11 protein-coding genes are annotated in these 11,800 nt (G+C 63.3%); 7 read left to right on the forward strand and 4 right to left on the reverse strand.

Translation table 11 applies throughout. From position 1 onward, the window contains the following. Nucleotides 1-36 precede the first annotated feature (36 nt). Nucleotides 37-336, forward strand: coding sequence for a class I ribonucleotide reductase maintenance protein YfaE (yfaE, locus tag AB5Y54_RS14535; RefSeq protein WP_269472855.1), 300 nt, complete (start codon nucleotides 37-39; stop codon nucleotides 334-336). Nucleotides 337-452: 116 nt separating this feature from the next. On the opposite strand, the gene mltA is transcribed toward yfaE, so the two are convergent. After that, nucleotides 453-1,604: a murein transglycosylase A gene (gene mltA / locus AB5Y54_RS14540; RefSeq protein WP_104452952.1), complete on the reverse strand. Its 1,152-nt coding sequence runs from the start codon at nucleotides 1,602-1,604 to the stop codon at nucleotides 453-455. Between the two features lie 150 nt (nucleotides 1,605-1,754). On the opposite strand from mltA, the gene AB5Y54_RS14545 reads away from it, so the two are divergent. Continuing rightward, on the forward strand, nucleotides 1,755-2,006 hold the full coding sequence (locus AB5Y54_RS14545; protein WP_039040754.1) for a DUF1289 domain-containing protein: 252 nt from the start codon (nucleotides 1,755-1,757) through the stop codon (nucleotides 2,004-2,006). Nucleotides 2,007-2,088: 82 nt separating this feature from the next. Here AB5Y54_RS14545 and fruA read toward each other — a convergent pair whose 3' ends face one another. The 3 genes from fruA to fruB are packed head-to-tail and all read right to left on the reverse strand — an operon-like array spanning nucleotide 2,089 to nucleotide 5,899. Next, a complete protein-coding gene (fruA, locus tag AB5Y54_RS14550) occupies nucleotides 2,089-3,813 on the reverse strand; it encodes a PTS fructose transporter subunit IIBC (RefSeq protein WP_104452953.1) in 1,725 nt (574 codons plus the stop codon). Beyond that, the gene (gene pfkB, locus AB5Y54_RS14555; protein WP_049636760.1) at nucleotides 3,810-4,799 is read right to left on the reverse strand and encodes a 1-phosphofructokinase; all 990 of its coding nucleotides are present in this window, start codon (nucleotides 4,797-4,799) and stop codon (nucleotides 3,810-3,812) included. The genes fruA and pfkB overlap by 4 nt, the downstream gene beginning before the upstream one ends. After that, the gene (gene fruB / locus AB5Y54_RS14560) at nucleotides 4,799-5,899 is read right to left on the reverse strand and encodes a fused PTS fructose transporter subunit IIA/HPr protein (RefSeq protein WP_042017120.1); all 1,101 of its coding nucleotides are present in this window, start codon (nucleotides 5,897-5,899) and stop codon (nucleotides 4,799-4,801) included. Before fruB ends, pfkB begins: the two co-directional genes overlap by 1 nt. Before the next feature lie 307 nt (nucleotides 5,900-6,206). Here fruB and cra point away from each other — a divergent pair, with 307 nt between their 5' ends. From cra to AB5Y54_RS14585, 5 genes are all read left to right on the forward strand, one after another. Beyond that, nucleotides 6,207-7,193 carry a catabolite repressor/activator gene (cra, locus tag AB5Y54_RS14565; protein WP_010674823.1) on the forward strand — a complete coding sequence of 329 codons (987 nt, stop codon included), beginning with the start codon at nucleotides 6,207-6,209 and terminating at the stop codon, nucleotides 7,191-7,193. A gap of 612 nt (nucleotides 7,194-7,805) precedes the next feature. After that, nucleotides 7,806-8,999, forward strand: a complete 1,194-nt coding sequence (locus AB5Y54_RS14570; protein ID WP_104452954.1) for an aromatic amino acid transport family protein — start codon at nucleotides 7,806-7,808, stop codon at nucleotides 8,997-8,999. Between the two features lie 243 nt (nucleotides 9,000-9,242). After that, nucleotides 9,243-9,647: an antitoxin Xre-like helix-turn-helix domain-containing protein gene (locus AB5Y54_RS14575; protein ID WP_039040750.1), complete on the forward strand. Its 405-nt coding sequence runs from the start codon at nucleotides 9,243-9,245 to the stop codon at nucleotides 9,645-9,647. After that, nucleotides 9,647-10,336, forward strand: coding sequence for an RES family NAD+ phosphorylase (locus AB5Y54_RS14580; protein ID WP_104452955.1), 690 nt, complete (start codon nucleotides 9,647-9,649; stop codon nucleotides 10,334-10,336). The genes AB5Y54_RS14575 and AB5Y54_RS14580 overlap by 1 nt, the downstream gene beginning before the upstream one ends. 121 nt (nucleotides 10,337-10,457) lie before the next feature. Next, nucleotides 10,458-11,786, forward strand: coding sequence for an IS4 family transposase (locus AB5Y54_RS14585; protein WP_010676218.1), 1,329 nt, complete (start codon nucleotides 10,458-10,460; stop codon nucleotides 11,784-11,786). The last annotated feature ends 14 nt before the right edge of the window (nucleotides 11,787-11,800 follow it).

An 11,800-nucleotide genomic window follows, 5' to 3' on the forward strand; every position in this document is an offset into this window, starting at 1 on the left:
GGGAGAGAGACGTCCGTGAGTGACGCCACCGCCACCCTGAACGCCCCCCTGCATACCGCCACCACGGCGCCGGAGGGGCAAGCCCCCCAGGTACAGACCCTGGACGGTGTGCTGCACCCCCATCCCGGCGAAAGCGTGCTGGAGACCCTGGAGCGCCACGGTCATCATGTGGAGTTCCAGTGCCGCAGCGGCTATTGCGGCGCCTGCCGTACCCCGCTGCTGGCGGGCAAGGTGCACTACGCCGCCGTCCCGCTCGCCTTTGTCTCCCAGGGGGAGTGCCTCCCCTGCTGCTGCCAGCCGGTGGGCGCCATCAAGCTCGATATCCGAAAGGGCTGACGGCCCTTGTCGCCAGATCTGCCCCGCAAACAAAAAGCCGCCGGATTGCTCCGGCGGCTTTTTTCATGGGAATGTCCCGTCTCTTGAGGGAAATGAGGGGCCATGACCCTCTTGCGTTACAACCAGGGGGCGGCAGTCGGCCCGTGGTGCAGACCCAGCTTCCAGACCCGGCCAAAGTGCTTGTAATGACCGGCCGCGACACCGGCTTTCTCCCCCATGCCGTGGTAGAGATCGAGGTGGCCCTTCTTCACCGCGCCCCCCACATCCAGCGCAATCAGCAGGCGCAGCTGGTGCTTGCCGGTCCAGTTGCCTGCTTTGTCCAGCAGCGGTACTTCCGCGAGGATGGGGGTGCCCATCGGCAGCAGGGTCTTGTCGGCAGCCACCGCCGCCATGGGCAAGAGCGGAATGCCGGCGGCCCCCACCACGTCATTGGTGGGACGGCGCTCGAAGAAGACATAGGAGGGGTTCTGCTCCACCAGCTCCTTCACGCTCTCTTCCGGCTGACGATTGGCCCACTCCTTGATGGCCTTCATGGACATCTGCTCCTTGGGCACTTCGCCACGGTCGATGAGCACCCGGCCAATGCTGACATAGCCGTGGCCGTTCTTGCCGCTGTAACCAAGGTACTGCAACCGGTCGTCATCGCCGTAGTGAACGAAGCCGGAACCCTGCACGTCCATCAGGAAGTTGTCGATGAGGGACTTGCTGTAGCCCAGCTCCAGCCCCCGGTTGGCCAGCGCCCCCCGGTGGATCTCGGCCCGGCTCGGGCAGCGACCGCCGCAGTTGGGCATGGCATAGATGGGATACTTGTACTGGGCGTCCGGGCGATGGCGCACCTCCAGCACCGGCGAGTAGTAACCGGTGAAGAGCACGTTGCCCATGCGGTCGGCACCGCCAAGCTGCGCCAGGCTGATGCCGTACTGGGTGATATGGGCGGGATTGCCCCCATTGGCGACCCAGCGTGAGAGCTGACGGTAGAGCTCCCCATAGCGGTTCGCCATGCGGCCGGAGCGTTCCATCACCATCCGGCTCTGGGGACCGAACTTGCTGTAATCGGCGCGGGCGCGGCTGTTGACCCGCTCTACCCGCACCAGATCCCCCGGCAGGGCACCATCCAGATACTGCTTGCCCAGATTCACAGGGATCTCGCAGTTCAGAAAACATCCGGATTCAGCCTTCTTCTGGGGCACCTTGACCGGTTCAGGGTTGCCCGCACAACCGGCCAGCCCCACCACGGCGGCGGCCAACCAGTACGCATGTCTATTCATATGTCCTCATATAACACCGAGTGTCTTGCACGGCGGGGAAGATGCCAAAATTGCCCGGGGAAAGCAAACGCCTTCACGCCCCCGACGACGGATTTCTCCTGCCGTGATCTTCTGGGTTATAACAAGGTGACAAGGTGTGAGAGGTCATGGATGGAACAGCTCGAAATCTTCCCGCTCCAGAGCCCCTGTGTCGGGGTCTGCGAACTGAACAACAAGGGGTATTGCAAGGGATGCCTGCGAAGTCGCGAGGAGCGTTTCAACTGGCTTGCCATGACCCCTGCCCAGCAGCAGGAGGTGATGCGCCTGTGCCGCAGCCGCAAGGCCAGGGTCGAGGCCGCCCGCCGCAAGGCGCAGGCCGCAGAGGCGGCCGATCCGCCGCCCCCGCCGGGCTGGGATTTTTAAATCCCACGTTGCCCCTCCCCTCAACAAGAAAGGCGGCCCCAGGGCCGCCTTGTCATTAAGAGTGTGTCACGCCGTGACGTCCTCAGGCGGTCGCCAGCTTGGCCTGCTCCTCGCCACGCTTGAGCATGGCGTAGGCCACCCCGGTCACCAGAGAACCGGCGGCGATCGCCAGGATGTACATCATCACATGGCTGATGGCGTTCGGGATGAAGAGCACGAACAGACCACCGTGGGGTGCCACCAGCTCGCAGCCGAACAGCATGGAGAGCGCACCGGTCAGGGCGCCGCCCACCATGCAGGCCGGGATGACGCGCATGGGATCCTTGGCGGCAAACGGGATGGCCCCCTCGGAGATGAAACACAGACCCAGCACGAAGGAGGCCTTGCCCGCTTCCTGCTCCGCCTTGATGAACTTTCTGCTGGCCAGGAAGGTCGCGATCCCCATCCCCAGTGCAGGCACCATGCCGGCGGCCATGACCGCTGCCATGGGGGCATAGGTCTTGGAGGCGAGCAGGCCGACACCGAAGGCATAAGCCGCCTTGTTGACCGGGCCCCCCATGTCGAAGCACATCATGGCGCCGATGATGACACCCAGCAGCACGGCGTTGGCAGAGCCCATGTTGTTGAGGAACTCGGTCATGGCGTTCATGATGCCCGCCACCGGGCCACCCACCACGTAGATCATCACCAGACCGGTGAACAGGCTGGCAAAGAGCGGAATGATGAGGATGGGCTTGAGGGCTTCCAGGGTGACCGGCAGGCGCACCTTGTCGCTCAGGAACTTGGCGCTGTAACCGGCGAGGAAGCCGCCGACGATGCCGCCAAGGAAACCGGCGCCGAGCGAGCTTGCCAGCATACCGGCGATCATGCCGGGCGCCAGACCCGGACGGTCGGCGATGGAGTAGGCGATGTAGCCTGCCAGCACCGGGATCATCAGGGCGAAGGCGGAGCCGCCACCTATCTTCATCAGGGCCGCGGCCAGCGTCCCCTCTTCCTTGAACGCTTCAATGCCGAAGATGAAGGAGAGCGCGATGATAAGGCCCCCCGCCACCACCATGGGCAGCATGAAGGAGACACCGGTCAGCAGGTGCTTGTAGGGGCCCGCCTTTTCCTCTTTCTTGACCGCAGCCGCGCCGCTGTGGCGATAGACCTTCGCCTCGGTCCAGGCCTTATCGAGCTCGGCCCGGGTTTTCTTCAGGGCAGCCCCCGTGCTGGTGCGATAGACCGGCTTGCCGTCAAAGCGCGCCATGTCCACCTCGATGTCAGTGGCGAGGAACACCAGATCGGCGGCGGCAATCTCGTCCGCCGTCAAGGCATTCTGGGCACCGACCGAGCCCTGGGTTTCGACGCGGATCTGGTGACCCAGCTGCTTGGCCATGGTCTCCAGGGCCTCGGCCGACATGAAGGTGTGGGCCACCCCGGTCGGGCAGGCCGTCACCGCCACGATGCGCTTGGCACCGCTGGCCGGTTTGGCAACGGCAGGTGCCGCCTCATGGCGATAGACGCTGGCACCGCTTCGCGCGGCGTCCAGCAGGGCAGCGGGATCCTGGAGCGCTAGATCCATGTCGCCCCGATAGAGCGACTTGCCGTCATAGGCGGCCAGATCCACCGGTGCGCTGGCAACGACCAGCACCAGGTCGGCGGCGGCAATCTGCTCTTTCGAGGGAACCTGACGGGGCTGCACGCTGGACTCGACGTCGAGGGTGAGCTCCCAGCCAGCCAGTTTGGCCTGCTGTTCTATCCGTTTTGCAGCGAGAAAGCTGGTGGCAATGCCCGCCGGGCAAGCCGTAACCAGAATTGCTTTCATTGGGCATCTCCTGAGTTAGCCATCAAATGGGGTTGGGGTTGAGTCGGTGCCAGATCATCCAGACGCTGTACGCGCACCTGCTCGAGTAACGGTTTGAGCACATTGATATCGTTGAAGCCGACCGCGACCTGGCTCACCGCCAGTGCCGAGACGGCGGTGGCCAGACGCAGGGTCTGCTCCGGCGTCCAGTCCAGGCTCATGCCATGGACCAGGCCCGCCACCAGGGAGTCGCCGGCACCCACGGTGCTGACCACCTCCATGCGCGGCGGAATCGCCTGCCAGGTGGCATCCGGTGCAAACCAGATGAGGCCGTCGGCACCATTGGAGATCACCACGTTGGGGATCCCGCTTGCCTGCAGCGCGCGGGCGCACTCGGCCTGCTCGCTCAGGGTCTTCACGGGACGACCGGCCCACTGGCTCAGCTCTTCCAGGTTGGGTTTGACCAGGGTCGGCGCCGCCTTGATCCCTTCGCTCAACGCCGCGCCGCTGCAATCGAAGATCACCTGCTTGCCCTTGGCCTTGAGCAGGCGGATCAGATGGCCACAGTAATCGGGGGACACCCCTTTGGGCAGGCTGCCCGCCAGCACGAACCAGTCGGTGTGGGGAGCCAGTCGCTCCAGCGCCGCTTCCAGGGCGCTGACATCGCCTTCCTGCACGGCGAGTCCCGGCAGATTGAGATCGGTCACCCGGCCGGATTGTTCGGAGATCTTGACGTTGATCCGGGTGTCGCCCGCCACGCGCACGAAGTGATCGGCAAGGGCACGTTCCTCGAACAGGGAGACGAAGCTCTGCTGGTTGCCCTCACCGAGCCAGCCGGTCAGGCCTACGTCACGGCCGAGATCTTTCAAGACCATGGCGACGTTGATCCCCTTGCCCGCGGCGCGCAAGTTGGCCTCGCTCACCAGATTGACCTCGCCAGGGTGCATGGCCTCCAGACGGGTGGTGAGATCGAGCGCGGGGTTGAGGGTGATGGTGACGATGTCCATCAGTGCGCCCCCTCGCCCAAGCCGGCGGCAATGGCTTCGCCAATGCCCTTGAGGGCTGCTTCGGCATCCGCTCCTTCGGCGCGAAACGCCAGACGATGACCGCACTTGACCCCAAGCCCGATCACCTTCATCAGGCTCTTGGCAGAGACGGCTTCACCGCTGCCATCGAGGTTGGCGACGCGGATGTCGGATTCATACTCCTTGGCCACCTTGACCAGCATGGCGCCCGGACGGGCGTGCAGACCGTGAGGGTTGATGATGGTGAAGGTCTCGGAAAGCCCGCTCGCCGGACCCGCCTGCAACATGGCAAGACCGTCGCTGCCAGAGAGGGTGGCCAGCTGGCCGGCTGCGGCCAGCTTGGCCAGATTCTCGAGTTGCGGCAAATGGCCGCTATCTGCGGCACACAGCAGCAGCAGGGCGCTGACCGGCAATTCACCGACGTTCAGCGGGGTGCTCGGGGTGGCCAGCACCCAACCGGTCTGGGCCGCTTGCGCACGGGCCAGCCAGATGCCCTCCCCCAGGTGAACAGGCTGACTGGCCAGGAGGGCGCTCACCATGGCTGCGTCTCCCCAGCCTGCGGATTTGGCGCGGGCCGCAGCCCCCAGCAGCAACTGGTCCTGGTCGTCGGCCGGGAAGTCCGCCAGGGTCAGGTATTGCACCTCTTTGGCGCCAGTCGCGCCAGTCAGGATATTGATGATGGTCTCTTCGTCGGTCGCCCCCTTGAGCTGGGCTGCGGCCTGCTCGTCACCCAGCACGTGGGTGAGCTGGCGCAAGATCCCCAGGTGCTCGTCGGACTTGGCGGCGATGCCGATGGCGACGTAGGCAATCTGCCCCTCGTCCCACTCGATTCCGTGGGGGAACTGGGCCACCATGACGCCGGTGCTCTTCACCAGATGACGGGTGTCCGTGGTGCCGTGGGGAATGGCGATACCGCTGCCAAGATAGGTGGCGTGCTGCGCTTCCCGCGCCAGCATGCCGTCCACGTAACCTGCTTCAACCAGACCGGCGTCGGTCAGTTTGCTTGCCAGCAGGGCGATGGCGTCCGCCTTGGTCGTCACCGATTGTCCCAGCAGGATTTGCTGTCGCGCCAACTTCAACATAGAGATTCTCCATCAGGTCCGGCTTCACCTCGCGGCGTACCGGCTCAACTCAACTCGATTTTCGGGTAACTTGCCTGCTGACAATAGACGGTGATCTCTCGCTTTGGTGAGCCGGAACCCATTTCCAAGTGCAGATAATCATCCGTTACTGACAAGCTGAATCGTTTCACTTACACTCAGACTGAATCGTTTCAGCGTATTGTTCAAGATCCCGCAGAAAGTACGTTTCAATGATATGATCCCGCGCACACTTTTCGGTGCCCCAACCAGGAACCGGCGCGGGCCTTGCAACTCAAACAGAGCCAACATGATGAAACTGGATGAAATCGCCGCGCTGGCCGGTGTCTCTCGCACCACCGCCAGCTATGTGATCAATGGCAAGGCCGATCAATACCGCATCAGCCAGGCAACCCGCGACAAGGTGATGGCCGTGGTCCATGCCCACAACTATCAGCCGGACAGCCGCGCCGCTTCCCTGCGCGGCGGCCAGACCCGCACCCTCGGCTTCATCCTGCCCGACCTCGAAAACGCCAGTTACGCCAAGCTCGCCAAGCGCCTGGAGCAAGGGGCCCGCACCCAGGGATATCAGTTGCTCATCGTCTGCTCGGAGGACGATCCGGACACCGAAAAGGAGCTGGCCCGGATGCTGGTGAGCCGCCATGTGGACGCGCTCCTGGTGGCAAGCTGTCTCCCCCCGGCGGATCCCTTCTACCTGGAGCAGCAGTCCAGGGGCGTGCAGATCCTCGCCATCGACCGTGCCATGGCCACCGAGCACTTCGTCACCGTGGCGAGTGAAAACCAGAAGGCGAGCCTGGACCTCACCGCCTCCCTGCTCACCCCGGCCATCGGTCATATCGCCTTGATCACTGCACTGCCGGAACTGACGATCAGTCAGGAGCGAAAAGCGGGCTTCGAACAGGCGATTGCCAGTCACAGTGCGACCCGCCACCTGTGTGAAGGGGCCCACTTCTCGCGCACCGAAGGGTATCGCCTGATCAAGACGCTCCATCAGCAGCTCGGCCAACTGCCCGAGGCGCTGATCACCACCTCCTACATCCTGATGGAGGGGGTGCTCGACTACCTGCTGGAGCAGGAGGCCGACATGAGCCAGCTCGCCATGGCTACCTTCGGGGATGACCGCCTGCTCGATTTCCTCCCCTTTGGCATCAACTCCCTGCCCCAGCAGCACGACGCCCTGGCAAGCCAGGCCCTGACGCTGGCCCTCAAGGCGGTCAATGGCGACTACCAGAGCGGCCTGCACTATGTGAGCCGTACCCTCAAACGCCGCCGCTGACCCGGCAACGACGCACCACCCCGGGGGCGGCCCGCAGTGCCAGCCCCTGAGCCTCCTCCCCCACACCTGCTTGTGTTCTCCCCTGTTGTCTCAGCTTTTGCCCTTCGCCTTCTGGCTTTGAGGTGATCTGCCGGGCGGCAACCCCGCGCCAGGTCACGTTTATCGGCGCCTCGGCTCGCTATAAGTGAAAATGATGGCTTTTGGGAGTATGACCCGATGTTTGCTTATATCGGGCCAGTCGCACCACCAGGGCCCCGTGTTACCCTCTGCAAGCCCTGTTGCCGCCAACGCGGGAGCTCTCGATGTCGACCCGCGACGCAGCCTGACGGGCAGCCTCCCCCTGAGGGGGCGTTTTTTCGGCGCATGGCGCAATGTGTCACTTTTTATTGCCACCCTTCGGCTTGCTACAGCACAAAATCCGCTTTTAAGGGGTTGTTTCCGCCATTTCAATCCGCTAACTTGGCAACCAATTTTTACAACTGACAGATTTCAGGTACAGATGTATCCACACCGATATTGCTAGCCTCCGGCTTTTCCCCGGAGGCGTCTCCCGACACAGCCAACTGGCTCTCTCTTGTTTGCAACAGCGCCCCTCACTTTCGGATGGATGACATGAATACCAAGACCCTGGGTTGTACCCTGTTGATTGCCGGCACCACCATAGGCGCCGGCATGCTGGCCCTGCCGCTGGCCTCCTCGTCCCTGGGCGGCCCCGCCACCCTGATGCTGATGATCGGCCTCTGGGCCCTGATGGCCTTCACCGCCATGCTGCAGGTGGAAGCCAGCCTCAGCACCGGCAAGTGGTACCTGCACCAGCTGGCGGATCACCTGCTCGGCCCCTGGGGCAAGGGCATCGCCTCCTTCTGCATCCTGATGCTGTTCTACGCCCTGGCCTCCGCCTACATCAGCGGCGGCAGCAGCCTGCTGGCCCAGGCACTGGCCGATGCCGGCCTGCCCCTCGGCCAGGAGCAGGCGGCCTGGGTCTTTACCCTGCTGTTTGGCGGCATGGTGTGCGTCGGCACCAGGGAGGTGGATTACCTCAACCGCCTGATGTTCACCGTGAAGCTGGTGATCATGGTGGCGGTGCTGGCGCTGCTGCTGCCCCGCGCCCAGGGGCAGCACCTGCTCTCCATGCCCCTCGGGGAAGGCTTGCTGCTGGCGGGCCTGCCGGTCATCTTCACCTCCTTCGGCTTCCACGGCTCCATCCCGAGTGTCATGCTCTACCTCGGGGACAACCCCAGGCAGTTGCGCCGGGTCTTCGTGTGGGGCTCCGCCTTGCCGCTCGTGCTCTACGTGCTGTGGCAGGTCGCCATCCTGGGGCTGCTGGGCCAGCAATCCCTGATCCAGACCGGCGGCGCCCTGGACAGCCTGCTGGCCAACGTCGGCGGCCTGGTGAGCTGGCCCGCCTTCAACCAGGCGATGCATCTGTTTGCGGATCTCGCGCTCGCCACCTCCTTCCTCGGGGTGACCCTGGGACTGTTCGACTTCATGGCCAAGGTGACCCGTCGCAAGGACAACTGGCAGGGCCGCACCCAGACCGGTCTCATCACCTTCGTGCCGCCCCTGCTGTTCGCCCTCTACTTCCCGCAAGGCTTCATCATGGCGCTGGGTTACGCCGCCATTGCGCTGGCGGTGCTGGCGGTGCTGCTACCGGTGGCCCTGGTGTGGCAGAGCCGCAAGCAGGCCGAGGCGCATCACTACCGCGCCCCGGGCGGCGTGCTGGCCCTGGGCCTTGCCGGCGCCATGGGGGTACTGATCGTCGGGGTGCAGATAAGCGTCAGCATGGGATTGCTGCCCGCCCTCTGATTTCCCCGACCCGACAAGCAGAAACGCCGCAAAGAGACACGCCCCGCCAACCCAGTTGGCGGGGCGTTTCATTGGCACGGGCTCACTTGGCCGACTCGCGCCCCTCCTCGCGAAGCCCATCCAATAATGAACATTTGAGTGCAACCATGTATAGATGTGTACATGACTGCGCCCCTGTCCTACACTGCTTAGCAGACAACCCATGATCCCGTGCCCGTCTGGCACGCCAACCCGGGAGGCAACATGGCCGCCACCGCATCTCTTCCCCGGCAACAGCCCGCCGTCGATCCCAGCAAGGCCCTGCCCGTGGTGTTTCGCATCCTGGACAAATGGCAGTGCAGCACGGATGAACAGCTCAGGCTGCTTGGCATTACCTCCCGCTCCACCCTGAACAAGTACAAGGAGGCCAGCGGCGGCATTCGGCTGAGCGCCGATCTCCAGGAGCGGATGAGCTATCTACTCAACATCCACAAGAGCCTGCGGCTGCTGTTCAGCCTGGATGAGAGCATCTATGGCTGGGTGCGCAAGCCCAACAGCCACCCCTTCTTCGCCGGGCGCAGCGCGATGGAGGTCATGCAGGGTGGGCGGGTGGCAGATCTTTACGAAGTGGCCACCCGGCTGCACGCCTGGCGCGGGGAGATGGCCTGATGTCCTCCCCGCCCTTGCGCACCTTCCACAATGCCTGCGCCTATCGCATCATTCCGAGCCGCTTTCCCCCCATCTGCCTCTATGAAGACGTCGCTACCGCCGATGAGCTGGAGGCGGTCTGGGCCGTCGAGGCCCTGACCAACGACAGGCTGAGGGAAGAGGCGGGCGAGCTGATGCGGGTGCCCAGGGAAGACTGGCTGGTGGGGCTGCCCGGCGGCAGCTATGTGATGGCCGCCTTCACCCACCTCAATCCCGAGGGTGGCCGGTTCACCACGGGGGACTTTGGCGGCTACTATTGTGCCCCCTCCCTCGACACCGGCATCAAGGAGACGGTCTACCACAGGGAGCGGATCTTCGGGTACACCCGGGAGCCAGCCCAGAAGGTGCAGATGCGGGTGATCCAGGCTCAGTTCAGCGCCAGCCTCATCGACATCACGGGCCCGGCGTATCTGCCAGGCCCCCTCTATCACGCCACCGATTACGGCCCCGCCCAGGCCTTCGCCCGGGAGCAGAAGGTCGCCGGGGCGGACGGCATCCACTACCGCTCGGTGCGCCACCCCGGTCACGACTGTCACGTGCTCTATCGCCCCCGTCTGGTCAGCCGGGTGGACCACGCCCGTCATCTGGAGTACCACTGGAGCGGCGAGGCCATCACCCATGTGCTGGAGATCCGCCTCTACGGTGAATAGCGTCTACCAGGACAAAAAAAGCCCCGCCAGATTGGCGTAATGCCGATCAGTTAAGGATCCATTGACCGATCCTCAGGCTGTGTAAGAATCCGAAACTCCTTGTTGGGTTTCGGATTTTTTTATGCGTATCGACCAAGCTCTCGACTTCATTCACGCCTGTCCTCCCGGAAAGTTTGAGTCCCTGTCTGACCTGCTGTCACCTGAACTGGTGCAGGCTTGCTTGGCCGAGACGGGCTCCGTCTCCTTGCGCCGACGGCGCATGCCCATGGAGCGGGTGCTATGGGCCATTATCGGGATGTCCTTGTTTCGTCATGTCCCTATGGCCCAGCTGGCCAACCAGCTCGATATCCTGTTACCCGGCGACCGGCCGTTTGTCGTCCCCAGCGCCTTCATCCAGGCGCGCCAAAAACTGGCTGACCAAGCCGTTCGACAGGTGTTCCAGCAGACCGCCACACTCTGGCATCAGCTGTGTCAGCACCCCACCTGGGCCGGCTTGCAGCTGCTGGCCGTGGACGGGGTGGTCTGGCGCACGCCCGATACTCCGGACAATGCCGGCGCCTTTGCCAAGTCGAAAACCGTCCAGGGGGAGACGCAATATCCCCAGGTCCGCATGTTGTGTCAGATGGAGCTGACCAGTCATCTGCTGACCCAGACAGTGATGGACTCCTGTGCGGTAAACGAGATGGTGTTGGCAGAGCAACTGATTGAAAAAACACCCGATAATAGCCTGACCCTGTTCGATAAGGGCTTCTACTCACTGGGGTTACTCCATGCCTGGCAACGCCAGGGCGTAGCGCGTCACTGGCTTATTCCGCTGAAAAAGGGGGCTCAATACGAGGTCATCCGCAAGCTGGGGCGGCAGGATGTGCTGGTACGCCTCAGAGCCAGTCCGCAGGCCAAGAAGAAGTGGAGCGAGTTGCCGGAGCAGTTCGAAGCCCGGCTGCTGACCCGGACGGTAAACGGCAAGGAGCGGCAGGTGCTGACCTCGCTCACCGACCCGCTGCGCTTCCCGGCCAGCGAGTTGATGGAGCTATACCAGAATCGCTGGGAAATCGAGCTGGGCTATCGGGAGATGAAACATAGCCTGCAACAGCACCGGCTGACGCTGCGCAGCAAGAAACCCGATGGAGTAAGGCAGGAGCTATGGGGCTTGGTATTGGCCTATAACCTACTGAGATATCAGATGGTTAGGATGGCGGCGAGCTTAAAGGGCTATACGGCCAGCCAGTTGAGCTTTCACATGGCATCGGTGTATCTGCTGCATGAACTCAGTTGCCTGCCGTTTGTGTCACCGGGCATGGTTCCAGGGCGTGTCGCTGAGTTGGACAAACAGGCAGAGCAGTTCAAGTTACCCGCCCGCCGAGAACGAAGTTACCCAAGGTGCATCAAAGCCAAACCACAGAAGTATGCGACGAGAAAACCTAGTAAAAACAATGCCAGTCAGGCTTAACTGACTGGCATTAC

The sequence above is a fragment of the Aeromonas sp. s9 genome (assembly GCF_040907765.1).
Taxonomy (GTDB): domain Bacteria; phylum Pseudomonadota; class Gammaproteobacteria; order Enterobacterales; family Aeromonadaceae; genus Aeromonas; species Aeromonas caviae.